The 23,959-nt window shown below is 73.1% G+C and carries 19 protein-coding genes and 2 pseudogenes; 16 read left to right on the top strand and 5 right to left on the bottom strand.

Annotated features, from left to right (window positions below):
- Positions 1–148: 148 nt before the first annotated feature.
- The 6 genes from glnII (at position 149) to V2W30_RS11430 (ending at position 5,716) form a co-directional block, all read left to right on the top strand.
- Positions 149–1,180 (top strand): glutamine synthetase, encoded by a 1,032-nt coding sequence (gene glnII / locus V2W30_RS11405; RefSeq protein WP_338695871.1) that lies wholly within the window; start codon positions 149–151, stop codon positions 1,178–1,180.
- A 106-nt stretch (positions 1,181–1,286) separates the two neighbouring features.
- Positions 1,287–1,412: a hypothetical protein gene (locus V2W30_RS11410; RefSeq protein WP_338695872.1), complete on the top strand. Its 126-nt coding sequence runs from the start codon at positions 1,287–1,289 to the stop codon at positions 1,410–1,412.
- 95 nt (positions 1,413–1,507) lie between these two features.
- The gene (locus V2W30_RS11415; protein ID WP_338695873.1) at positions 1,508–2,068 is read left to right on the top strand and encodes a winged helix-turn-helix domain-containing protein; all 561 of its coding nucleotides are present in this window, start codon (positions 1,508–1,510) and stop codon (positions 2,066–2,068) included.
- A 117-nt stretch (positions 2,069–2,185) separates the two neighbouring features.
- Positions 2,186–3,457, top strand: coding sequence for a sensor histidine kinase (locus V2W30_RS11420; RefSeq protein WP_338695874.1), 1,272 nt, complete (start codon positions 2,186–2,188; stop codon positions 3,455–3,457).
- On the top strand, positions 3,442–4,095 hold the full coding sequence (locus V2W30_RS11425; RefSeq protein ID WP_338695876.1) for a response regulator transcription factor: 654 nt from the start codon (positions 3,442–3,444) through the stop codon (positions 4,093–4,095). Before V2W30_RS11420 ends, V2W30_RS11425 begins: the two co-directional genes overlap by 16 nt.
- A gap of 100 nt (positions 4,096–4,195) precedes the next feature.
- Positions 4,196–5,716, top strand: a complete 1,521-nt coding sequence (locus V2W30_RS11430; RefSeq protein WP_338695877.1) for a DUF1996 domain-containing protein — start codon at positions 4,196–4,198, stop codon at positions 5,714–5,716.
- A gap of 32 nt (positions 5,717–5,748) precedes the next feature.
- Here the strand turns inward: V2W30_RS11430 and V2W30_RS11435 are convergent, their stop codons facing one another.
- Complete coding sequence (locus V2W30_RS11435) at positions 5,749–6,204, bottom strand: hypothetical protein (RefSeq protein ID WP_338695878.1); 456 nt, start codon at positions 6,202–6,204, stop codon at positions 5,749–5,751.
- A gap of 164 nt (positions 6,205–6,368) precedes the next feature.
- Here V2W30_RS11435 and V2W30_RS11440 point away from each other — a divergent pair, with 164 nt between their 5' ends.
- From V2W30_RS11440 to V2W30_RS11470, 7 genes and pseudogenes are all read left to right on the top strand, one after another.
- The gene (locus tag V2W30_RS11440) at positions 6,369–9,476 is read left to right on the top strand and encodes an alpha-N-acetylglucosaminidase (RefSeq protein ID WP_338695879.1); all 3,108 of its coding nucleotides are present in this window, start codon (positions 6,369–6,371) and stop codon (positions 9,474–9,476) included.
- Positions 9,477–9,556: 80 nt separating this feature from the next.
- Positions 9,557–10,384, top strand: coding sequence for a tyrosine-protein phosphatase (locus V2W30_RS11445; RefSeq protein ID WP_338695880.1), 828 nt, complete (start codon positions 9,557–9,559; stop codon positions 10,382–10,384).
- Positions 10,381–10,896 (top strand): tetratricopeptide repeat protein, encoded by a 516-nt coding sequence (locus tag V2W30_RS11450; RefSeq protein ID WP_338695881.1) that lies wholly within the window; start codon positions 10,381–10,383, stop codon positions 10,894–10,896. The genes V2W30_RS11445 and V2W30_RS11450 overlap by 4 nt, the downstream gene beginning before the upstream one ends.
- A 42-nt stretch (positions 10,897–10,938) precedes the next feature.
- Positions 10,939–12,863: pseudogene (locus V2W30_RS11455) on the top strand (hypothetical protein).
- A 136-nt stretch (positions 12,864–12,999) separates the two neighbouring features.
- A complete protein-coding gene (locus V2W30_RS11460) occupies positions 13,000–13,890 on the top strand; it encodes a metal-dependent hydrolase (RefSeq protein ID WP_338695882.1) in 891 nt (296 codons plus the stop codon).
- Positions 13,887–14,963, top strand: a complete 1,077-nt coding sequence (locus V2W30_RS11465) for a PDR/VanB family oxidoreductase (RefSeq protein ID WP_338695883.1) — start codon at positions 13,887–13,889, stop codon at positions 14,961–14,963. Before V2W30_RS11460 ends, V2W30_RS11465 begins: the two co-directional genes overlap by 4 nt.
- 48 nt (positions 14,964–15,011) lie before the next feature.
- Positions 15,012–15,776 (top strand): TetR/AcrR family transcriptional regulator, encoded by a 765-nt coding sequence (locus V2W30_RS11470; RefSeq protein WP_338695884.1) that lies wholly within the window; start codon positions 15,012–15,014, stop codon positions 15,774–15,776.
- Here V2W30_RS11470 and V2W30_RS11475 read toward each other — a convergent pair.
- On the bottom strand, positions 15,752–16,105 hold the full coding sequence (locus tag V2W30_RS11475) for an isomerase (RefSeq protein ID WP_338695885.1): 354 nt from the start codon (positions 16,103–16,105) through the stop codon (positions 15,752–15,754). The two genes, V2W30_RS11470 and V2W30_RS11475, sit on opposite strands and share 25 nt — an antisense overlap.
- Positions 16,106–16,230: 125 nt before the next feature.
- Positions 16,231–17,889, bottom strand: coding sequence for a fused response regulator/phosphatase (locus V2W30_RS11480; RefSeq protein ID WP_338695886.1), 1,659 nt, complete (start codon positions 17,887–17,889; stop codon positions 16,231–16,233).
- A 182-nt stretch (positions 17,890–18,071) separates the two neighbouring features.
- Here V2W30_RS11480 and V2W30_RS11485 point away from each other — a divergent pair, with 182 nt between their 5' ends.
- Positions 18,072–19,106: a LacI family DNA-binding transcriptional regulator gene (locus V2W30_RS11485; RefSeq protein ID WP_338695887.1), complete on the top strand. Its 1,035-nt coding sequence runs from the start codon at positions 18,072–18,074 to the stop codon at positions 19,104–19,106.
- A 75-nt stretch (positions 19,107–19,181) separates the two neighbouring features.
- On the top strand, positions 19,182–20,039 hold the full coding sequence (locus V2W30_RS11490; protein ID WP_338695888.1) for a phosphatase PAP2 family protein: 858 nt from the start codon (positions 19,182–19,184) through the stop codon (positions 20,037–20,039).
- Here V2W30_RS11490 and V2W30_RS11495 read toward each other — a convergent pair.
- Together V2W30_RS11495 and V2W30_RS11500 are read right to left on the bottom strand one after the other, a co-directional pair.
- Positions 20,020–21,596: pseudogene (locus tag V2W30_RS11495) on the bottom strand (amidohydrolase). The gene V2W30_RS11490 and the pseudogene V2W30_RS11495 overlap by 20 nt on opposite strands.
- A gap of 91 nt (positions 21,597–21,687) precedes the next feature.
- Entirely contained in the window at positions 21,688–23,127 is a 1,440-nt protein-coding gene (locus tag V2W30_RS11500; protein WP_338695890.1) for an APC family permease, read from the bottom strand.
- 216 nt (positions 23,128–23,343) lie between these two features.
- On the opposite strand from V2W30_RS11500, the gene V2W30_RS11505 reads away from it, so the two are divergent.
- Entirely contained in the window at positions 23,344–23,952 is a 609-nt protein-coding gene (locus V2W30_RS11505) for a TetR/AcrR family transcriptional regulator C-terminal domain-containing protein (protein ID WP_338695891.1), read from the top strand.
- Positions 23,953–23,959 lie beyond the last annotated feature (7 nt).

The raw sequence follows: 23,959 nt of genomic DNA on the forward strand, positions 1-23,959 counted from the left end.
GTTCGAAACCCATCGCATACGAGTTCACGGGCCCCGTCCCACCACGGGCGCCTCCGGTAACACGGGGTTCACAAACGGGCAACGGCCGGGAAATCGCCTGTTGACAGGCTGCCCGGCAGATAAAGACCCGTGACTGAGGATGTGGCCCGTGACGTTCAAGGCTGAGTACATCTGGATCGACGGCACTGAGCCGACGGCCAAGCTTCGTTCGAAGACGAAGATAATCGCCGGCGCGCCGGACGGCCTGGACTCGCTGCCGATCTGGGGTTTCGACGGGTCCTCCACGAACCAGGCCGAGGGGCACGCCTCCGACCGCGTCCTGAAGCCCGTCGCCGTGTACCCGGACCCGATCCGCGGCGGCGACGACGTCCTCGTCATGTGCGAGGTCCTCAACATCGACATGACGCCGCACGAGTCCAACACGCGTGCCGCGCTCGCCGAGGTCGAGGAGAAGTTCGGCGCCCAGGAGCCGATCTTCGGCATCGAGCAGGAGTACACCTTCTTCGAGGGCGACCGTCCGCTCGGCTTCCCCGTCGGCGGCTTCCCGGCCGCACAGGGCGGCTACTACTGCGGCGTCGGCACCGACGAGATCCACGGCCGTGACGTCGTCGAGGCGCACCTGGACAACTGCCTCAAGGCGGGCCTCGGCATCTCCGGCATCAACGCCGAGGTCATGCCGGGCCAGTGGGAGTTCCAGGTGGGCCCGCTCGCCCCGCTGGAGGTCTCCGACCAGCTGTGGGTGGCCCGCTGGCTGCTCTACCGCACCGCCGAGGACTTCAAGGTCTCGGCCACCCTCGACCCGAAGCCGGTCAAGGGCGACTGGAACGGCGCGGGCGCGCACACCAACTTCTCCACCAAGGCGATGCGCGAGGGCTACGACGCGATCATCACCGCGTGCGAGTCGCTGGGCGAGGGTTCCAAGCCGCTCGACCACGTCAAGAACTACGGCGCCGGCATCGACGACCGTCTGACGGGCCTGCACGAGACCGCCCCGTGGAACGAGTACTCGTACGGTGTCTCGAACCGTGGCGCCTCGGTCCGTATCCCGTGGCAGGTCGAGAAGGACGGCAAGGGCTACATCGAGGACCGCCGTCCCAACGCCAACGTCGACCCGTACGTCGTGACGCGGCTGCTCGTCGACACCTGCTGCTCCGCGCTGGAGAAGGCCGGACAGGTCTGATCCCGGTCCCATCCACGTCGGATTCAGGCCAACTGTCGTGACGAGGGCGCCCGCTTCTTCCGCGGGCGCCCTCTCCTTTGCGTATCCCGTCTGCTTCAATAAGGACATGGCCAGTTTCCAGAACATCACCGCGCGGGGTCGTCGTCACGACCTCGAGCCGTTCTGGCCCTCCCGCCAGCACCACGACTTCGACCGGGTGTGTTGCCGCGCGACGAACGCGCAGGCCCTCTAAAACCGCTCCGGCAGATCCGCCCGGCGGCCTTCGGTCCGCGCGCACGACGTACGTCCCTTCCTCAGACGGCCTCTCGCGCGAAAGAGACGACCACCATGGCTCACGCCCGCCCCCTCTCCGTTGCCCCCTCCCCCGCCGCCCGCACCCGGCTGCGCGCCGTCGACCGCGACGAGGTCGCCGCGCTCGCCGACGTCACCGAGTTCCTGCCGCCGGGCGCCACCCTGCTGCCCGCGCCGCCGCACGCCCTGCCCACGCTGCCGGGCCGCCCGCCGATGATCGGCTACCTGGTGCTCGTCCCGGCCGACCAGCAGCCGCTGCTGCCCGTCACCGCCGAGCCCGCCCCGCTGCCGCAGGCCTCCCCCGACGCGCTCATCGGGATCGACACCGCGCAGCGCACCGCGAGCGTCGAGGGGCGCCGACTCGACCTGACGTACCTGGAGTTCGAGCTGCTCGCGCACCTGGTCGCGCATCCGCACCGGGTGCACACGCGGGACGCGCTCGTCACCACCGTGTGGGGGTACGGGCACGTCGGTGACGGCCGCACCGTCGACGTCCACGTCGCCCGGCTGCGCCGCAAGCTCGGCGCCGAGCACCGCGCGGTCATCCAGACCGTGCGACGCGTGGGCTACAAGTACGCGCCGCCGGCCGGCCGCTGATCCGCTCCGGGGGTGGTGCCAACACCACCCCCGACAGGGGTGCTGTTCCCCCTGACCCCGGCCGCCGCACCGGCGACACTGAAGGCACGGGGCCGGGCGGAGCGGACGGAGCGGGCGATGGGGACCAGAGTGCGGAGTGCCGCGGTGGCGGGGCTGCGGGGGCTCGTGCTCGCCGTGGCCGGGCTCGCCGGGTCGATCGCCCTGTTCGTCCTGAGCGTCCTGTCGATCGCCTTCGTCGTCCTCGGTGTCGGCGCGCTCACCACCCCCTGGGTGCTCGGCCTGGTGCGGCACTGGGCGAACTGGCGGCGGGTCGTCGCCGCCGAGTGGTGCGGGGTACGGATCCCGGCGACGTACCGACCGTTTCCGGACGATCTGCGCGGCGGGGTCGTCGGTCAGGCCGAGCGGTGCCGGCTGATGCTGGCCGACCCGGCGACCTGGCGCGATCTGCGGTGGCTGCCGGTCGACATGACCGCCGGGTTCGTGACGGCGCTGCTGCCCGCGGCGCTGATCGTCTACCCGCTGGAGGGGTACGCGCTCGCGGCCGGGCTGTGGCGGGTCTTCACCGACGGCACGTACGTCGGCTGGTGGTACGGGTTCGTGCCGGTCAGCGGCCAGGGCACAGCCCTGCTCGCCGCCCTGCTCGGTACGGCGCTGCTCGCCACCGGCCTCTTCGTGGCGCCCGCGCTGCTACGGGTGCACTTCCTCCTGACCCGGTCCGTGATCGCACCGGCCGACGGTGAACTCGCCGAGCGGGTCAGGGTGTTGACCGAGACCCGGCGTGACGCGGTGGACACCTCGGCGGCGGAGCTGCGGCGCATCGAGCGGGATCTGCACGACGGGGCGCAGGCCCGGCTCGTGGCGATGGGCATGGATCTGGGCACGATCGAGGCGCTGATCGAGAAGGACCCCGCGCGGGCCAAGGAGATGGTCGCGCGGGCCCGCCGCTCGTCCGCGGAGGCGCTGACCGAGCTGCGGGACCTGGTGCGCGGCATCCATCCGCCGGTGCTCGCCGAGCGCGGGCTCGGTGACGCCGTCCGGGCGCTGGCGCTGCGGCTGCCCGTGGCGACGGAGGTGGAGGTGGCGGTCGAGCTGGCCGGGCGGCCACAGGCCCCGGTCGAGGCGGCCGCGTACTTCGCCGCCGGTGAGGCGCTCGCCAACGCCGTGAAGCACGCGGGCGCCGACCGGATCTGGGTCGACATCGCGCACATCGACGGGATGCTGCGGATCAGTGTCACCGACGACGGCAAGGGCGGTGCGGCCGTCGCGCCCGGCGGCGGGCTTGCCGGGATCGAGCGCAGGCTCGGTACATTCGACGGTGTCCTCGCCGTCAGCTCACCCGCGGGCGGTCCGACCATGGTGACCATGGAGATCCCTTGCGTGTTGTCCTAGCCGAAGACCTGTTCCTGCTGCGGGACGGTCTGGTGCGGATGCTTCAGGCGTACGACTTCGAGATCGCCGCGGCCGTGGAGAGCGGGCCCGAACTCACCAAGGCGCTCGCCGAGTTGAACCCGGACGTCGCCGTCGTCGACGTACGCCTGCCGCCCTCGCACACCGACGAGGGGCTCCAGTGCGCGCTCGCGGCGCGCCGGGAGCGGCCGGGGCTTCCGGTGCTCGTGCTGTCGCAGCACGTGGAGCAGTTGTACGCGCGCGAGCTGCTCGCCGACGGGACCGGCGGGGTCGGCTATCTGCTGAAGGACCGGGTGTTCGACGCGGACCAGTTCATCGACGCGGTGCGCCGGGTCGCGGCCGGCGGGACGGCGATGGACCCCACGGTGATCAAGGAACTGCTGTCGCGGCGGGCGGCGGACCCGCCGCTGGGCGGTCTCACGCCGCGCGAGCTCGAGGTGCTCGGTCTGATGGCGCAGGGGCGGTCGAACGCGGCCATCGCGGCCGAACTCGTCGTCACCGAGCGGGCGATCGCCAAGCACACGTCCAACATCTTCGCCAAGCTCGGCCTGCCGGTGTCCGACGACGACAACCGGCGGGTGCTCGCCGTCCTCGCGTACCTCGACCGGGGCGCCGCCTGAGACGTGCGGCGGGCCGGGTACGGGGGCGGGATGCGCGGGGCCCGAAGAGAATTCGGGGAGCCGTTTGAACACGGGGGCCCCGCGGTGCGTACGTAATCCCATGGGACGCACCTCACGGAAACGGCGCTCATCGCTGACGACGCGGATGACCGTCGCGTCGGCCGCACTGCTGCTGGGCGGAGGAGGGCTGGTCGCGGTCAACGTGTACGCGTCGGCCCATGAAGAGAACTCCTCCGGCACCGGGCAGGACGCGGGCAGCGACGCCGCACAGCAGCAACAACAGATCGCCACGATCGACTGTCCGGACGTCGGCACCTCGCTGCCCGACGTGCCGGACAGAGCACGGGGCGAGGTCGACGGTGAACTGGCCACGCTGGACACGCAGATCACGGAGGCGTACCAGCGCCTCGCCTCGACCCGGGACGCGGCCGCGCAGGATCCGGCCTTCGTGCAGAACGCGATCCTGGGCCCGCTGAAGGACAAGCGGGGCGCGGTGCTCGAACGGATCCGCCTGGAGATCAACCGGGCCGGCGGACGGGCACCGGACGGCCTCGGCGGCATGGCGCAGTGCGCCGGGCAGCCGAGCGGCGGCGGCACCGGCGACGGCTCGTCGCCCGACCCAGGCAACTCCGCCCAGCCGTCCGCCGGTTCGCCGGAGGGGTCCGCGCAGCCGTCGGACGGCGCCTCCCAGCCGGGCGACGACGGCGGCGGGGGCGGCGGCCAGAACCAGGGCAACGGCCCCGAGGCGAGCGACTTCGTCGACATCCGGTCCGTCCAGCCCAACGTCACCACGGCACGCAACCGCAGCGGAGCGTCGCGCGGCACCTTCACCACCAAGTGCGGGCGCAACGCGAACGGCAAGTTCAACCCGGACAACGTGATCGTCGCGCCCGGCGTGAGCAACGGCGCCCACCACATGCACGACTACGTGGGCAACCAGGCCAACGACGCCTTCGCGAGCGACGACGACCTCGCCGACGGCGACACCACCTGCCGCAACCAGGGCGACAAGTCCACCTACTACTGGCCGGTGCTGCGCCTGCAGAACGGCAACGACGAGAACGACGTCGACGCGGACGGCGGCGGCAAGGACCAGAACGTCGGCGAGATCCAGACGCCGTCGTCCGTCACCCTGAAGTTCGACGGCAACCCGACGAGCAAGGTCGTCGCGATGCCGCGCTTCCTGCGGATCATCACCGGCGACGCGAAGTCCTTCACCAACGGCCCGACGAACGCCAACGCCTCCTGGAGCTGCACCGGCTTCGAGAACCGGCAGCTGAAGGACAAGTACCCGATCTGCCCGGACGGTTCGAAGGTCGTGCGCTCCTTCCGCTTCCAGAGCTGCTGGGACGGCACGAACACCGACAGCGCCAACCACCGGACGCACGTGGCCTTCGAGGACCCGAGGACGGGCGCCTGCCCGCAGGGCTTCAAGGCGATCCCGCAGCTGGTGCAGCGGATCGTGTACGACGTGCCGCCGGGCCCCGGCTTCGCGGTGGACTCGTTCCCCGAGCAGCTGCACAAGCCGGTCACGGACCACGGTGACTTCATCAACGTCTTCGACGACCGGTTGATGCGGCGCGTGGCGAGCTGCATCAACCGGGGGGACCGCTGCACCTGAGCGGCCCCCGCCCCGGCCGCTGCGCGGCCGGCTCAGTGGTGACCCGAATGCCCGGAGCCAGCGCCCTCCTCGTGACCCCCACCACCACTACTCCCCGAGTGGTGCGAGGAGGACCGCTCCACGGTCCCGCCGAGCCGGCCGCGCAGCCGTGTCACGACCTTGTCGGCGCCGACGGCGATCCACTTGCGGCCGATGAGGTAGGTGCCGCCGTAGTCGTCGGCGGCGTCCAGCCACTCGGCCTGGCCGCGGTCGGTGGCGAAGGTGGCGAGGACGTAGCGGGCCTCTCCCGAACCGCAGTTGGCCTGGCGCAGCTCCTCGGCGTCGGTCTGCACGTCGGGGTCGCAGCCGGCCTTGCGGGCGAGCTGTTCCAGGGTGCCGGACGCCGTTCGGGGGATCTTCGGCGCGCCGTCGCCGGAGTCCCCGGAGCCGCATCCGGCCGCCGTCGAGACCGCGAGGGCCACGGCCCCCGCCACCAGCAGTTTCCTCATCGCACTCTCCTGTTTCCCTGGGTCATGTGAGTAGGTCGTGTGAGTAGGTCGTGTGGGCTCGGGTGGACGCCGACACGTTCCCGCCAGACCCGTGCGCACCGTTGAGCACGGACGTGCACCCGGTTAGCGTGCGCCGCACCATCCGACGCAGGGGGGTTCCACGTATGTCCGCGCCATCGCGACGCACGGTTCTCGGCACGGCAGGTGCCATCGGACTCGGTACGACCCTGGGAGGCCTGGGCGTCGCCCCGGCCGCACACGCCGCACCGGCCCTTGATACGTCCGCGGCGCTCGCCGTGCTCAAGCGGCGGCTGCCGCACCACGCGGACCAGTTCAGACTCAGACTTCTCGCCCCGCAGGACGGCACGGACCGTTTCCGGGTCTCCGGGACAGCGGGCCGCGTCGAGGTGTACGGGACGACCCCGGCCGTGATCCTGGCCGGGGTCCACTGGTATCTGAAGTACGTGTGCGGCGCGCACATCGCCTGGAACGGCAGCCAGCTGGACCTGCCCGGCCGGCTCCCCGCCCCGGCGAAGCCGCTGGCGCGGTCGACACCGCTCCCCCACCGGTTCGCGCTCAACGACACGAACGACGGCTACACGGCGCCCTTCGCCGGCTGGGCGTACTGGGAGCGCGAGCTCGACATCCTCGCGCTGCACGGCTGCAACGAGGTGCTGGTCATCGCCGGTATGGAGGCGGTCTACCACCGCGTCCTCAAGGACTTCGGCTACAGCGACGAGGAGTCGCGGGCCTGGCTCCCCGCGCCCTCGCACCAGCCGTGGTGGCTGTTGCAGAACCTGTCCGGGTACGGGGGTCCGCTCTCGCCCGAGCTGATCGCGGAACGCGCCGAGCTGGGCCGCAGGATCACGGACCGGCTGCGCGAGCTGGGCATGAAGCCGGTGATGCCCGGCTACTACGGGCACGTGCCGGAGGGCTTCGTGGAGCGCAACGGCGGCGACGCGCACGTCGTGCCGCAGGGCGTGTGGCACGGCTTCGAGCGGCCCGACTGGCTCGACCCGCGCACCACGTCCTTCGCCCAGGTCGCCGAGTCGTTCTACGGGCACCAGCGCGACCTCTTCGGGGAGATCGACGCGTTCAAGATGGACCTGCTGCACGAGGGCGGTACGGCGGGGGACGTGCCGGTGCCGGACGCGGCGCGCGGCGTGGAGGCGGCGCTCCAGAAGAACCGCCCCGGCGCCACCTGGGTGATCCTCGGCTGGGAGGCGAACCCGCTGCCCGAGCTGATCGACGCGATCGACAAGAAGAAGATGCTGATCGTGGACGGGGTCTCGGACCGGTTCACGTCCGTCACGGACCGCGAGAAGGACTGGGGCGGCACCCCGTACGCGTTCGGCACGATCCCCAACTTCGGCGGCCGGACGACGATCGGGGCCCGCGCGCACATCTGGGAGGAGAAGTTCTTCGCGTGGCGCGACAAGCCGGGCAGCGCGCTCGCGGGCACGGCGTATCTGCCGGAGGGCACGGACCGCGACCCGGCCGCCTTCGAGCTCTGGTCCGAACTGGCCTGGCTGGACCGGGACCTGGACCGGGCCGCCTGGTTCGCGGGGTACGCCGACTTCCGTTACGGACGCCGCGACAAGGACGCCCGCGCCGCGTGGCAGGCGCTGCACGAGACGGCGTACCAGCAGAGGGCGGTGGAGCGCTCCGACCCGCACGACTCGCTGTTCGCGGCGCGCCCGGACCTCTCCGCCGACCGTGCCGCCTACTACGCGCCGCGCGCGCTCACCTACGACCCGGCCCGCTTCGACGCGGCGCTGACCGGGCTCCTCGGGGTGGCCGGGGATCTGCGGCGCAGCGCGGCCTACAGGTACGACCTGGTGGACGTGGCGCGGCAGGCCCTCGCGCACCGCAGCCGGCAGCTCCTGCCGCAGCTGAAGGCGGCGTACGCGGCGAAGGACCGGGCCGGTTTCGCGGCGCTGTCGACGCTGTGGCTGAAGCTGATGCGCCTGTCGGACGAGGTGACGGGCACGCACCCGGCGTTCCTGCTGGGCCCGTGGGTGCAGGACGCCCGCGCTCTCGCCACGAGCGACGCCGAGCGCGCCGAGTTCGAGCGGTGCGCGAAGGTGCTCATCACGGTGTGGGGCGACCGGGCCACGTCCGATCCGGGCAATCTGCACGAGTACGGCAACCGCGAGTGGAACGGTCTGATGGCCGACTTCTACCTGCCGCGCTGGCAGAAGTGGCTCGACGAGCTGGGCGACGCGCTGGCGGCGGGCCGGGAGCCGGTGGCGGTCAACTGGTTCGCGTTCGAGGAGCCGTGGACGCGCGAGCGGAAGGACTATCCGCTGCGCCCGTACGGGGACGCGTACCGGACGGCCGCCCGGGTGCGGGACGTGCTCGCGCGGGCCCCGTACCAGGGCGCCGTCACGGTCTCGGCCGAGCCGCCCGCGTTCCCGCCAGGCGGGCACGCGCGGGTGGCGGCCGTCTTCCACAACGTCAACGGGCTGCGCGCGACGGGCCGTGTCGACTTCGAGCTGAAGGGCATCGACGCGCAGCCGCAGGGCCCGACGTTCCTCGCGAGCGTGCCGCCCGCCGGTGAGGGCACGGTGGCGTGGCGGGCGAGCGCGCCGGGCACACCGCTCGACCGGCCGCTGCGCCCGCTGCCGTACACGATCGACGTGCGGTACGGGCCGGCGGGCGAGGACCGGGTCACGTACGAGCACAGGGGCACCCTCTTCGAGGCCGGGCCGCTCGCGGCGGGGTGGAAGACCTACAGCGACAACGCGGCGGTCTTCGGGCAGTCGGGCGACCGCTTCGCGATCGACGGCGGCGGCGCCGACCTGTGGAAGGGCACGACGGAGTTCGGGACGGCGTACCGCGAGGGCGGGTTCGTGGACGGGTCGGTGGCGGTGCTGCGCGTCGACGCGCAGGCGGTCACGGGCGCGTGGGCGCGGGCGGGCATCATCGTCCGCGACTCCCTCGCCACACCCGGGTCGCGGGGCTTCGTGAACCTGTCGGTGACCCCGTCCCAGGGGGTGGTCCTCTCGTACGACACGAACGGCGACGGCACCCTCGACACGTACAAGCGGATCACCGGGATCAAGGCGCCCGTGCTGCTGCGGCTGACCCGCTCCGGCGGTACGTACACGGGCGCGTGCTCGACGGACGGCGGGACGACCTGGCGGACGGTGGCCACCGTGCCGGTGCCGGGAGCCGCGGCGACGCAGGACGTGGGCCTGTTCATGACGGCGACGAACGGGGGGAACGGGACGCGCGGCACGGTCGAGTTCAGCGGGTGGCAGCTGACGTAGCCGTCGGCGTCGCCGGCGGGGCGGGTGGGACACTGGGTGGAACAAACCACCACATATCCGACCGTACGGGAGTCCCGTCCATGGCCGAGCCCCTCCCCGCCAGCACCGTCACCAACCTCCGTGACCTGGGCGGCACCCCGCTGGCCGACGGCGGCAGGGTGCGCCCGGGGCTCGCCTTCCGCTCCGGGCAGCTCGACCTGCTCGACCCGACGGCCGACCCGGCCGTCGCGGCGCTCGGGCTGCGCACGATCATCGACTTCCGCACGGACGCCGAGCGGGCCGCGCACCCCGACCGCACACCGGACGGGGTGCGCCACCTGGTCGCCGACGTGCTCGCCGACCAGCTGGCGCGGGCGGGGGTCGCCCCGGCCGCGGCCCAGTTGAAGGAGGTGCTCGCCGATCCGGTGGCGGCCGAGCGGGTGCTGGGCGGCGGCCGGGCCGAGGCGCTGTTCGCCGACACCTACCGGGCGCTGGTGTCGACGGCGTCGGCGCGGGCCGCGTACCGCACGCTGCTCCTCGAACTCGCCGCGCCCGACGCGGGCCCCCTCCTGTTCCACTGCACGGCCGGCAAGGACCGTACGGGGTGGGGCGCGACGGTGATCCTCTCCCTGCTCGGCGCCGACGACGCCACCGTCGAGGCCGAGTACCTGTCGGTGAACGCGGCGGTGCGGGCCGCCTTCGCGCCGCTCGTCGAGGGCTTCACCGCTCAGGGCGGCGACCCGGAGACCGCGCTCTCGGTGATCGGCGTGACACCGGGCTACCTGCGGGCGGCGCAGGACGAGGTGGCGGTGCGGTACGGCAGCGTCGAGCGGTACGTACGGGAGGGGCTCGGCGTGCCGGACGAGGCGGTGGCGGTGATCCGGGAACGGTTGACGGATCGCGGCCGATCTTCGACTGTTGCCCCATGAGCACCGAGAGCAGTGACTGGGAGCGGCGTGTCGCCGCCCTGTGGGCGGAGTTCGAGGCGTCGTCCGACGAGAGCGAGGAGTACGCGCAGCGGTTTCGCGCGCGCGTCGCCGAACTGGCCGCGGAGCTGCCCGCCGACAGCCCCGTCGGCCCCTTCGAGCGCGGCTGCGCCTTCGACTCGACCGGCCACTCCGACCTCGCGGTCCCGCAGTACGAGGAGGCGCTGCGCCTCGGCCTGACCGGCTACCGCGCCCGCCGCACCAAGATCCAACTGGCCAGCTCCCTGCGGAACACGGGCCGCGCGGCGGAGGGCGTAGCACTTCTGGAGCCCGAACTGACCGCGCCGAGCGACGAGTTGGACGACGCGGTCCGCGGCTGCCTGGCCCTGTGCCTGTCGAGCCTGGGCCGGGACCGGGAGGGCCTGGGCCTGGTCCTCGAAGCCCTCGCGCCGCACCTGCCGCGCTACCGGCGCTCGATGGCGAACTACGCCCGGGAGCTGACCGGGTCACGGTAGGGCGCGGGGTGACCATCCCACGATTCGCTCGTTCTGCTGAACGTGCAGTCAAAGGTGCAGCAACCCAAGTCCCCGTCCCCCGGCGGAGCCGCCCGCGCCGACGTGATCGACGTAGAGCAGGCAGAAGCGGCCCTGGTCGAGCACTACCCCCGCCTGGTCCGCCTCGCGTACCTCGTGCTGCCGCCGGGCCTCGGCCGCAACCGCCGCGTGCTGACCGCCCACTCCGTGACCCAGCGGGCGCTCCCCCGCGGCCGGACCGCGACCGCGCCCCTGGTGCCCGCCCAGCGCGGCGCCCAGGGCCGCACGGGCGACCCCGGCTACGCGTACGTACGGCTGCGGGTGCTGTGCAGCGCCCTGGAGGCGGGGTTGCCGCTGCGCCGCGCGGCCTGGCCGAAGCGGGCCCAGCTGCCGCCGCTGCTGCCGCAGGTGTGGGGCCTGCGCCTGTTCCCGAAGTCGGGCGGCGCCGACGAACTCGCCCTGGACCAGCTGCTGTCCACCCTGAGCGGACCGGCCCGCGCCGCGTACGTGCTGCGCGGACTGGAGCGTCTCGACGACGACGCGCTGCGCGCGATCCTCACCGACGCGGGCCGTACCGACGAGGAGGCGGCCGCCGCGCTGGCCGAGGCCGACGGCGTCCAGGCTCCGGCCGTGTCGCTCCTGGAGTCGCCCGAGTTCGACCCCTGCTCCCTGCACGCCCGCCCCACCGACCTGATGCGCCGCCGCCAGCACGGGAAGGCGGTGATCGCGGCGGCCGCCGCGGTCCTCGTGTGCGGCGCGCTGCTCGGCCTGCCCGGCGAGGGCTGGGGCCCGAACGGCGCGGCGGCCCCGCCGTACGCCCGCAACCCGGCGGGTCAAGCCGCCCTGGATCCGGGCAAGTTGACGAAGGTGGCGCCCACCGCGTGGCGGACGTCGGCCCGCACCGACTTCTCCGTGTGGCCCGCGCGCGGCTCCCTCACCGGCGACAGGGACCTGCTGCGCCGCGCCCTCGCGGTGTGGGCGCGGCCCGGCGAGTCCGTCCAGGTCTCGGCCACCCCGGCACCCCGGCCGGGGCCCCGCCCGGCCCGCCGCAGCTCCTGTACGCGGGCGAGGTCGGCCGGGCGCGTGTCGTGCTGCTCTACGACGGTCTGCGCATCGTCCGCTACGCCGAACCGGAGAGCGGCACGAGCGGCGCGGCCCTCGACTTCGCGCGCACCGACGGGGCGGCGGGTCCGCAGTCGGGCGCGGTGGTCGTCGCCCGCTCGGACGGCAACGTCCGCTATCTGACGGCCCCCTGGGTCACCGGCGCGGCCGTCCGCGACCTGTTGAAGCCGGACGCCGCGCCGCTGAAGCTGTCCCGTACGAAGGACGGTCTGACCGCGCCGTTCCCGAGCCCGGCCGTCTCCTCGACCTGTACGTCGTGGAACGCGCTGGCGCTGACCGACTCCGCCGCCACCCGGCTCTCCACCGACCTCGGCGAACTCGTGCCCGCGCAGCTGACGTCCGGCCGCCCGGACGCGCCCCGCGAGGCCCGGCCCGCCGACTGGGCCACGACCGCCTGCTCGCTCGCCTCGGCGCGCTCGCACGGGGTGCGCTCCGTCAACTCCTGGGCGTACGCGCGTCAGGAGCTGCCCGAGGGGAACGGGACGGCGGAGTGGGTGTGCACCCGCGCCGAGACATGGCGCGGCGGCGGGCCCCGGACGCTCGCCCTGTTCCGGGCGCCCGGGGCGGGCTCGGCGGTCGTGGCGGCGAAGGCGCAGGACGCGCCCGCGTGCGGCTCCCGCGACCCGCTGGTCCTGGCCGGGGTCCGCTGGAAGTCGCGGGGCGGGACCTGGTACCTGGTCGCCGCGGGCAGCAAGCAGGTCGGCTCGGTCACGGCCGCGGGGACGACGGGGCAGGGGAACGTCCTGGCCGTGCCGACGGCGCGGGGTGCGCAGGTGACGCTCACCGGCCGCACGACGGACGGCGCGAAGGTGTCCACCCTGCGCTGACGCCTCCCGGCCGCCTTGCCCGACGCCTTGCCGACCGCTTCGTCGGATCCCTCCGCGTCGGCTTGTTGACAGGTATGTAAAGAAAGTGGGTTCCCAGGGGTGTACCCCTGGGGCTACCCGTCAGTACATTGACGCCATGTCTAATAGCCGCGTCCCGCTGAAGGCACGCCCGGTGTCCTTCGCCTGGGACAAGACACCGCTGCACTGGCTCCCGGACGACCCGTTCACGACGCACACCATCAACGTGCTGCACCTGCTGCTCCCGGCAGGGGAACGCTGGTTCGTGCACGTCTACCAGCAGGTCCTGCCGCTCATCCGGGACGACCGGCTGCGCGAGGACGTGATCGGGTTCATCGGCCAGGAGGCCATGCACTCCCAGGCGCACGACGAGGTGCTGCCGCACCTGCGTGAGCAGGGCCTCGACCCGACGCCGTACACCGCACAAGTGGACTGGTTCTTCGAGAAGTTGCTCGGCGACCGGACCCTGCCGCCGGGCAAGGCGCGCACGTGGTGGCTGCTCGAACGCGTCGCGCTGATCGCGGCGATCGAGCACTACACGGCGTTCCTCGGCAACTGGGTCCTGAACGCCGACGAACTGGACCGGCGCGGCGCCGACCCGACGATGCTCGACCTGCTGCGCTGGCACGGCGCCGAGGAGGTCGAGCACCGGTCGGTGGCCTTCGAGCTGTTCCAGCACATCGACGGCAGCTACCGGCGGCGGGCCCGCACCTGGGCCACCGCGTTCACGGCGCTGGTCTTCCTGTGGCAGCGGGGCACGCGGTTCTTCATGGAGAACGACCCGACGCTCCCCGACGACGAGGCCCGCAAGGTCGGCTGGAGGGACTTCCACCGGAGCGGCCGGCAGGGCGTGCTGCCGTCGACCGGGGCGATGGTGCGGTCCATACCCCGCTATCTGAGCCGGAGTTACCACCCCGAGCAGGAGGGCGACACGGACCAGGCCGTCGCCTACCTCGCCACCTCGCCCGCAGCGACCGCCGCCGAAGCCCGCACCGGAGCCGCCCGATGAAAGCCCGCACCCTCCGCAAGGCCGTCCTCGTCGCCGGTGCCGCGCTCGTCGTGCGCCGGGCGCTGCGCCGCCGCGTCAGGAACTCCCCGCTGTGGCCGCTGCCCGCCCTGGAGGAGCCGACCTCGGGGCGGCCGCGGGCCCGCGCGCTCACCCTGCTCGTCACGCGGCACGAGCAGATAGCCGACGGCGTCGTACAACTCCGCCTGGAGGGGCACGAGTTGCCCGCCTGGCGGCCCGGGGCCCACCTCGACCTGGTACTGCCCTCCGGTCTCGTACGGCAGTACTCGCTGTGCGGCGACCCGGAGGACACGTCGTCGTACACCGTCGCCGCCCGGCTGATCCCGGCCGACGAGGGCGGGCGCGGCGGATCGCGGGAGGTGCACGAGCAGGTGCAGGAGGGCGCGGAGGTCGAGGTGCGCGGACCGCGCAACCGCTTCCCGCTCGACACGGACGCGCCCGCCCACCTCTTCGTCGCGGGCGGCATCGGCATCACGCCGGTCCTGCCGATGCTCCGTGAGGTCGCGGCGCGCGGCGGCGACTGGGCGCTGCTGTACGGGGGCCGCAGCCGGGCCTCGATGCCGTTCCTGGAGGATCTCGCGAAACTCGACGCCGACGGCGGCCGGGTGACGGTCGTCGCCGAGGACACCGACGGGCGGCCCGACCTGGCGGGCGCGCTCGCGGCCACCGCGCCGGGCACCGCCGTGTACTGCTGCGGGCCCGAGGGCCTGATGGCGGCCGTCGAGGCGGCTCTGCCCGAGGGACGCACCCTGCACCTCGAACGATTCACGCCACGCAACGCGGGCGACGGCAACGGCCCGTTCGAGGTCGAGCTGCGGCGCAGCGGCAGGGTCGTGGAGGTGGCCGCCGACTCGACGGTCCTCGCGGCGGTCCGCGCCGAGGTGCCGAACGTCTCGTACTCCTGCGAGCAGGGTTTCTGCGGTACGTGCCAACAGCGCGTCCTGGAAGGGGAGATCGACCACCGCGACGAGCTGCTCACCGACTCGGAGCGCGGCGACTCGATGCTGATCTGCGTCTCGCGGGCGCGCGGTGAACGCCTGGTGCTCGACCTGTAGGCCGCACGGCCTGCTGTACGGCCTGATCCGCTCGGTAGAGTGTTCGGTATGACTACCGGGGTACGGCGCAGAATGGGAGTCGAGGAGCGGCGGCAGCAGTTGATCGGGGTCGCCCTCGACCTGTTCAGCAGGCGCTCCCCCGACGAGGTCTCCATCGACGAGATAGCGGCGGCCGCGGGTATCTCGCGGCCGCTCGTCTACCACTACTTCCCGGGCAAACTCAGCCTGTACGAGGCCGCGTTGAAGCGTGCGGCGGAGGATCTGGCGGGGCGGTTCGTGGAGCCGCAGGACGGTCCGCTGGGCGCGCGGCTGCTGCGGGTGATGGGCCGGTTCTTCGACTTCGTGGACGAGCACGGGCCGGGCTTCTCGGCGCTGATGCGCGGCGGCCCCGCGGTCTCCGCCGGCGGCGCCTGCTCCATGAGCTCCGCCTCCACGACGAACGCCCTCATCGACTCCGTGCGGCAGGCCGCGTACGTCCAGATCCTCGCGCACCTCGGTGTCGTCACGCCGTCCCCGCGCCTCGAACTGGTGGTGCGCTCCTGGATCTCGCTGGCCGAGTCGACGGCCCTGATCTGGCTGGACGGGCGGCGCATCCCGCGCGAGGAGCTCCAGCTCCAGCTGGTCCACGACTTCGCGGCGCTCGCCGCCGTGAGCGCCGCCTACGACGAGGAGATGGCGGAGCTGCTGCGCCACCTCCTCGCGGACGAGCCGGCCGACGGCCCCTTCGCGGAGCTGGTGACGCGGCTCGTCCGGCTGGCGCCCCTCCAGGGCCCGCCCGGCGGATCAGGTCACGCCGGTACGGCGGAGCGGTAGGCGGGCTCCAGGTTCCGTACCTCCACCGACAGGTGCACGCCCCCCGGCTCCTTGATGTGCGCGGGCAGCAGGGCGAGGACGGCCTCCGTGAGCGCCGTCCTGGCCTCTTCGGTGCGCCCGGCCAGCAGGGCGATCTCCACGTGCACGACGGCCTCGTCCGCCGAGCCGTCACCGACGACGGTCTCCTCGACGCGCCGGAACCGGGTCTTGCAGGCCGGGATCCGCGCGGCGACCTCGTCCACACAGGCCTGGTGCACGGCCCCGGCGAGACCGGCCCGGTCGAGGCGGTCGTCGAGGGACGCGGAGTGGTCGACGGTGATCTGCGGCATGCGGGGCTCCGGGTGCGTGGGCGGCGTTGTCAGGGCTCACCTTGACGGTGATCGCCGCGACGGCACAACTCGCGTCCCGCAGTGCGGACACGCGGCCTCGGCACGCCGGCCGCGCCGGACGGCCCTCAGGCGGAAGCGGGCGCGGGCGTCGAGGCCGAGGGGGCCAGGCGCAGGGCGATGAGGGCGATGTCGTCGCCGCGGGCGCGCCCGAAGCGGGACAGGAGCATGTCGCAGAGCGCGTCGGGGGCCGGTGGAGCCGCGCTCGCCGCGTCGCGCAGTTGCTCCATCGACACGGACAGGTCGACGCCCCGGGTCTCGATGAGCCCGTCGGTGACCATGAGGATCCGGTCCCCGGGAGCGAGGTCGACCGCGGTGGGCGTGGGATGCGGCAGTCCGAGGCCGAGGAGCGGACCCGACGCCACGGCATAGCGCGCCTCGCCCCGGGCGGGGACGACGAGCGGCGGGATGTGACCGGCGTTGGCGATGTGGGTGCGGCCGGTGACCGGGTCGACGAGGGCCAGGCACAGGGTGGCCGTGAACTCGGGGTGGTAGAGCTGGAGCATCCGGTCGAGCCGGCCCACGAGCCGCGCCGGGCAGGGGTCCTCGATGCTGTAGGCGCGCAGCGCGTGCCGGATCTCGACCATCACGGTCGCCGCGTCGAGGGAGTGCCCGACGACATCGCCGATGCCCATCAGGAATCCGGCGCTGGTGTGCAGGCCCATGTAGAAGTCGCCGCCGATCTCGGCCTGTTGGGACGCCGGTACGTAGCGGAAGGCGATCTCGGTGCCCGGCACGTGCGGCAACTCGGCGGGCAGGAAGTTGCGTTGGAGCGTGAGGGCGACATGGCGCTCGCGCTCGTACATGACGAGGGGTTCGGCGGCGAGCGCGACGGCGCGGGCGAGCTGCTCCACGAGCGGGCCGACCCGCCCGGCCACGTCCTCGTAGACCGGCGTGGCCAGGCACACGGGCAGGTGCCCCTCGCCGGTGCGGGCGAGCACGAGCCGGGCGGCGCCGGGCCCGAAGTACGCCGTGGGCCACAGCGATCCGGGCACCAGGGCGGTGCGCACCCCGCCGGCGGCGCACATCAGGCGCCGCACCAGCGCCGCGGCCGCCTCGCGCTCGACGGCGCCGGGGGCCGGGGCGGGCGCGCCGCGCCGGGACAGACCGGCGTGCGTCTCGTCGCCGCCGAGCACGAACGCGGCGGCGCTGTGCCCGGTGAGCCGGGCCGCCGCGTCGGCCGCGGTGCCGGCCAGCTCGGAGAGGCAGCGGGCGCCCTGGACGTTGACGACGGTCTCGGAGAGCAGCACGAGCCGTCCGGACTGGGCCTGGATGTCGGTGAGCTCACGGGCGCCGCGCAGCGCGGCCCGCACCACGGCGCGGATCTCCTCCGGTTCGGCGGGCACGGACAGATAGGCCTCGCCGCCCGCGTCGAGGGCGCGGCAGCGGGCGTCGGTGCCGGACGGCTGGGCGGAGAAGTGCACGACGGGGATGCCGGCGAGGGACGGCAACGCCTTGACGCGGCGGCACAGTTCGTACCCGCTGAGGTCGGGCAGGCCCACGTCGACGAGCGCCACGTCGGGCAGGGCGCCGGCCCGCATCCGCAGGTCGAGTTCGACGAGGGCCTCGCCCGCGGAGGCGACGGGGACGACGCGGTGCCCGGCGCGACTGAGGACGGCGCCCATGGCGTACCGGTTGGCGGGGGTGTCGTCGACGACCAGGACCGTACTGCTGCGGTCGGCCGGGGAACCCGTAGCGATGGCGTTCACGAGGCGGCCTCGGGGCATGCGGGGCGGGCCCCCTCGGCCCGCGGCTTCCCCAAGTTACCGCCGACACGGGGCGGTACGGCATCGGTTGGACGAGCTTCACTTCTCCAGGTGATGCGCGCGGCGCCGCGCGCGCCCGCGGAACCCGTCCCTCGGCGCTCGACAGTGGGCAATACGGCACGTGACCGGTACAGTCGCGTCCCGTGACCGCGCGCCTGGCCGACATAGCAGCACAAGCGGGGGTCAGCGAAGCGACGGTCAGCCGCGTGCTCAACGGCAAGCCCGGTGTCGCCGCGGCCACCCGACAGTCCGTACTCGCCGCACTCGACGTGCTCGGCTACGAGCGCCCCGTGCGGCTGCGCCAACGCAGCGCGGGCCTGGTCGGGCTGATCACCCCCGAGCTGGAGAACCCCATCTTCCCGGCGCTCGCCCAGGTCGTCGTACAGGCCCTGACCAGGCAGGGGTACACACCGGTCCTGGCCACGCAGACGCCCGGCGGGTCCACGGAGGACGAGCTCACCGAGATGCTCGTCGACCGCGGGGTCAGCGGCATCATCTACGTCTCCGGGCTGCACGCCGACACCACGGCCGACACCCGGCGCTACGAGCGGCTGCGCGGCCAGGGGGTCCCCTTCGTCCTCGTGGACGGGTTCTCGCCGTCGATAGCGGCGCCGTTCATCTCCCCCGACGACCGGGCCGCCGCGCGGCTCGCGGTCACGCACCTCGTCTCGCTCGGCCACACCCGGATCGGTCTGGCGCTGGGGCCGCGCCGCTTCGTTCCCGTACAGCGCAAGATCGAGGGGTTCGTACGCGCGACGAAGGAGCTGCTGGACCTGCCGTCCGACGAGGTGGAGCACGACCTCGTCCAGCATTCGCTGTACACGCTGGAGGGCGGCCAGGCCGCGGCGTCCACGCTGCTCGACCGGGGCTGCACGGCGGTCGTCTGCGCCAGCGACATGATGGCACTGGGTGCCGTCCGGGCGGTGCGCGAGCGCGGCCTCGACGTCCCGAAGGACGTCTCGGTCGTCGGTTTCGACGACTCGCCGCTGATCGCGTTCACCGATCCACCGCTGACCACGATCCGCAAGCCGGTGCACGCGATGGGTCAGGCGGCCGTCCACACCCTCCTCGAGGAAATGGGTGGGACACCCGCTCCCCAGAGTGAATTCGTGTTCATGCCGGAGCTCGTGGTCCGGGGTTCCACGGCCTCGTCCCCTGGGGTCCGGCCTCGTCCTTAGGGTGTAGCGGATGCGGCTCCAACCCGCCCGAGGGATGATCGGACGAAGAGCCGATATCTGGCAGACTCTGTGCCTATGGGTGAAACGACCGTGACGACACTGGAAGGCCGACAGGGGCCCACCACCTCACCCATCGCGGAGGACCGTGTCGGGCACCGCTTTCGTACACCGCGGCGTCCCCGGCTCTGGTTCGAGATCCTTCTGATCGCGGTGAGTTACTGGACGTACTCCCTGATCCGCAACGCGGTCCCGGAGCAGAAGACCCAGGCGCTGAACAACGCCGACTGGATCTGGAAGCTCGAGCACCACCTCGGGATCGCCGTCGAACAGAGCGTCAACCATGCCGTGGACTCGGTGACTTGGCTCATCGTCGGCATGAACTACTACTACGCGACCCTGCACTTCGTGGTCACGCTCGGTGTGCTGGTGTGGCTGTTCCGCTGCCATCCGGGCCGTTACGCGGCGACGCGTCTCGTCCTCTTCGCGACGACGGCGGTCGCCCTCGTCGGCTACTACTTCTACCCGTTGGCGCCGCCCCGTCTGATGGACCCGGCGTCGGGGACGCGCTTCATCGACACGGTCGCCGTGCACCAGACCTGGGGGTCGATGGCGTCCGGCAACCTGAAGAACATGTCGAACCAGTACGCGGCGATGCCGTCGATGCACATCGGCTGGTCGCTGTGGTGCGGACTGACGATCTTCGCGCTGGCCTCGGTGCCGTGGGTGCGGGTCCTCGGGCTCCTCTACCCGGTGGCGACGCTGGTGGTCATCGTGGCGACGGCGAACCACTTCTGGCTGGACGCGGTGGGCGGGATGCTCTGCCTGGCGTTCGGCTTCACCGTGGCGCGGCTCTGGTACGGCGCGCTGCCGTACCGGCTGCCGCGCACGGTGGCGCAGGGTCCGCCCCTGGAGCTCACTCCCCTCGACAGGTGACGCGTCCGTCGGTCACCGTCAGCCGCACCGGCGCCTCGGCGACCTCGTCGGGGCCGGCGGTGACCGGGTCGAGGCCGAGCACGGTGAGGTCGGCGCGCAGGCCGACCGCGATGCGGCCGCCCCGGTCGGACTCCCCGCCGCGAGCGCCGCGTGCGAGGTCACTCCTTCGAGTGCTTCGAGCCCGGTCAGTCCCTGCGCCGGTCCGGCCGCGCCCCGCGGCACCCGGGCCGTCGCGAGCACCTTCCGTACGTCGTAGGGGGCGATCGGCCAGTCCGAGCCGAGGGCGAGCACGGCTCCGGCGTCGCGCAGGTCGCGGGTGCGCCAGGCGCGGGCGGCCCGCTCGTCGCCGAGCCGTTTCGACCACTCGTCGCTGCGGTCGTCCTTGGTGTACGCGGTGTGCGGCGGCTGCATCGACGCGGCGACGCCGAGCGCGGCGAACCGCGGGAGCGTGTCGTCCGGGACGGTCTCGATGTGCTCGACGCGGTGCGCGCCGCGGCCGCTCGGGCCGAGCGCCTCGATCGTGTCGAGGACGTGCCGTACGGCGGCGTCCCCGATGGCGTGGGTCGCGGTGCGCACCCCGGCGGTGTGCAGGTGGCGCACGGCGTCGCTGTACGCGGCCGGGTCGGGCCAGAACGCGTCGGTGCCCTGCCCGTGGCAGTCCGCGTGCTCCAGCCAGGCGGTGCCGCCCTCGACGGTGCCGTCCATGAAGAACTTGACGCCGCCGACGCGCCAGGCGCGGCCGTGGCGCCGCTGGAGCGCGACGAGCTCGTCGAGTCCCTCGCGGTCGACGCCGGGCATGCACCAGGGCGAGATCGTGAGCCGCAGCGGCAGGTCGCCGTCCGCCTCGACGGCGGCGAGCAGCTCCAGGTCGGCGCCGTCCATGACGTGGGCGGCGGTGAGGCCGGTGGCGGCCATGCCGTTCAGGAGCTCGACGAGGCCGGTGCGGCGTTCCTCGTACGACAGCCGGGGCACGGCCTGCTCGACGAGCTCCATGGCGGCGTGCTCGACGAGGTGCCCGGTGGGGCGGCCTTCGGCGTCGCAGACGATCTCGGAGCGCTGGGCGAACGTGCGCGGCCCGGTGATCCTCGCGGCGTCCAGGGCGGCCCCGCTGACCAGGGCGGAGTGGCCGTCGTACAGGCGCAGGAAGGCCGGGGCGCCGCCCAGGACGTCCTCGATCAGGTCGCGGTGGACGGGCCGCCCGCCGAACGCGTTGTGGTCGAGCCCCCAGCCGACGACCCAGCCGTCGATCCGCGCGGCGCCGCGCAGGGCCGCCCGCAGCGCGTCGAGGTCCCGTACGGCGGTGAGGTCGGCGCCGGTCGCCATGTGCAGACCCCACACGGGGTGGCTGTGGGAGTCGACGAGTCCGGGCGTGACGGTCGCTCCGCGGAGGTCGAGCCGTTCGGTGCGCGGGCCGGTCCACTCGCGTACGAGGTCGTCCGTCTCGCCGACCGCGACGACGCGCCCGTCGGCGACGGCGACGGCGGTCGCCTCCGGCCGGGCGGGGTCGAGGGTGCGGACGTGGGTGTGGGTGAGGAGGAGGTCGGCGGGGGGTGTCATGGTCGGGCGGCTCCGTTCCGGATGGCTCGTCTGTGGGGTGATCGCTCGGGGGCGGGCGCGGCTTCGTGGCGGTCGCGCGCGGCTTCGCGCGCTACTGGCCGAACTTCTCGTACACCTCGGGGCGTGAGCGCTTCAGGCGCTGGGCCAGTGCGAGGCCCAGGACGAAGACCGCGGGGGACACGGCGATCAGGAGGGTGTTGACCAGGGGGGACGCTCCGGTGAAGAGGTCGATGTGGGTGACCACCAGCCAGATCGCCGCCGCCAGGAGCAGGGTCGCCGCGACCGGCGCGACGACGGTGCGCACGACCCCCTCCGTGTGCGTGATCCGCCGGAAGAAGAACGGCACGGCCAGCGCCGCGAGGAGTTGCAGCGCCATCAGGCCCACCATTCCCGGCGTGTTCACCCACAGGAGCAGCTGGTTGTACGGGTCCGCGCCCGCCGCCCAGAAGCCGATCACGACGGCCGCGCCGAGCACGGTCTGCGCGGCCCCGGCGACGTACGGGGAGCGGTGCCTGGGGTGGACGCGTCCCCAGGCGCGGGGCAGGACTCCCTCGTCGGCGAGTGCCAGGCCGTACCGGTTGATGGCGTTGTGGAAGGCGAGCAGGGAGGCGATGACGCTGGTGACGATCAGGACGTGCATCAGGTCGGCCGCCCAGCCGCCGACGAAGGTCGTGATCGCCGTGAAGAAGAGTCCGGCCGGGTCGGAGCCCGCCGCCTTCACGACGGCCGCGTCGCCGAAGGACTGGATGGCGATCCAGACGGTGAAGGCGTAGAAGAGGCCGAGGAAGGCGACGGCGATGTACGTGGCGCGCGGCACCGTGCGGTCCGGGTCGCGGGCCTCGCGCCGGTAGATGACGGTCGACTCGAACCCGGTGAACGCGGCGAACGCGAAGGCGAGGACGGCCGCCGTACCGGGCACGAGCACGTTGTCCGGCGCGAAGGACGCCGCCGACAGGCCGTGCGCGCCGCCCTTGAGCAGGACCCCGCCGGCGAGGAGGACGAGGATGCCGGTCTCGGCGACGAGCAGTACGCCGAGGACCTTCGCGCCGAAGTCGATGGAGCGGAAGCCGCCGTACCAGATGAGCAGCAGCCCGGCGAGGGAGACCGGCAGCCAGGGGATGTCGGCGCCGAACAGGGCGTGGACCGTGTCCTGGGTGGCGGAGCCGAGCAGCCCGTAGACGCCGATCTCCATGCCGTTGTAGCCGATCATCGCGAGCAGCGCGGCGCCGATGCCGGCGGGGCGGCCGAGTCCCTGCGTGATGTACGCGTAGAACGCGCCGCCGCCGGTGACGTGGCGGCTCATCGTGGTGAAGCCGACGGCGAAGACGGCGAGCGTGAGACCGGCGAGGAGGTAGCCGGCGGGGGCGCCTATGCCGCCGAGGGCGATGGCGATCGGCGCGACGCCCGCCATGACGGTGAGCGGGGCGGCGGCGGAGACGACGAAGAACGAGATGTCGGCGGTGCCGAGCGAACCGGTGCGCAGGCCGGGCGCGGCGCTCGGCGCGGTGGTCTTCGGGGAGGTCACGGACATGCGGCGGTGAGCCCTTCTGGCGACAGGCGGAAGCGGCAGAGGACGTGCGGGGACGGACAGAGGACGTGCGGGGACGGACAGAGGTCGGGCAGGGGTGCGGGGGACGTGCGAGGCGTAAACCTAAAGGCTTTCGGTTTCCGCAATGTAACCTCCCGTTGGGCGGACGGGAAGACCCGTCTCGCGGACGCGCACGGGCGGGACGGGAGAACACAGGGGATGGGAAGGCCGAGCAAGCCGCTCCTCGACCGGGAGCGCATCGCCGCGACGGCGCTCGAACTCGTCGACGAGGCGGGCGAGTTCAGCGTGCCGCGGATCGCCAGGCGGCTCGGCGTGCAGACGGGCTCGGTGTACCACCACGTGGACGGCCGGGACGGGATCGTGGAACTGCTGCGCGAGCGGGTGGCCTCGGCGATCGACCCGGGCCCGCTCGCCGCCGGGCTGCCCTGGGACGAGGCGCTGGCGGCGTGGGCCCGCTCCTACCGCGCCGCGTTCGCCGCGCACCCGAAGGCGATCCCGCTCCTGACGACCAACCCGGTGCGGGCGCCGCGGGTCCTCGCGCAGTACGAGCTCGCGGTGGCGCTGCTCCTGGACGCGGGGTTCGCGCTCGCGGACACGATGCCGGTGATCATCGCCCTGGAGAACACGGTGCTCGGCTCGGCCCTCGACATGGCGGCGCCGGAGACCATGTGGGAGCTCACGGAGGAGGTCGCGACGCCGCTGCTCGAACAGGCGCTGGCGGCGGTTCCCGAGGGCCGCGCGGACGCGGCGTTCGAGCTGGCGCTGACGGCGTTCATCGCGCACTGCCGCACGCTGCGGGACGCGTAGCGGCCGC

The organism is Streptomyces sp. Q6, assembly GCF_036967205.1.
In the GTDB taxonomy this organism is placed as follows: domain Bacteria; phylum Actinomycetota; class Actinomycetes; order Streptomycetales; family Streptomycetaceae; genus Streptomyces; species Streptomyces citrinus.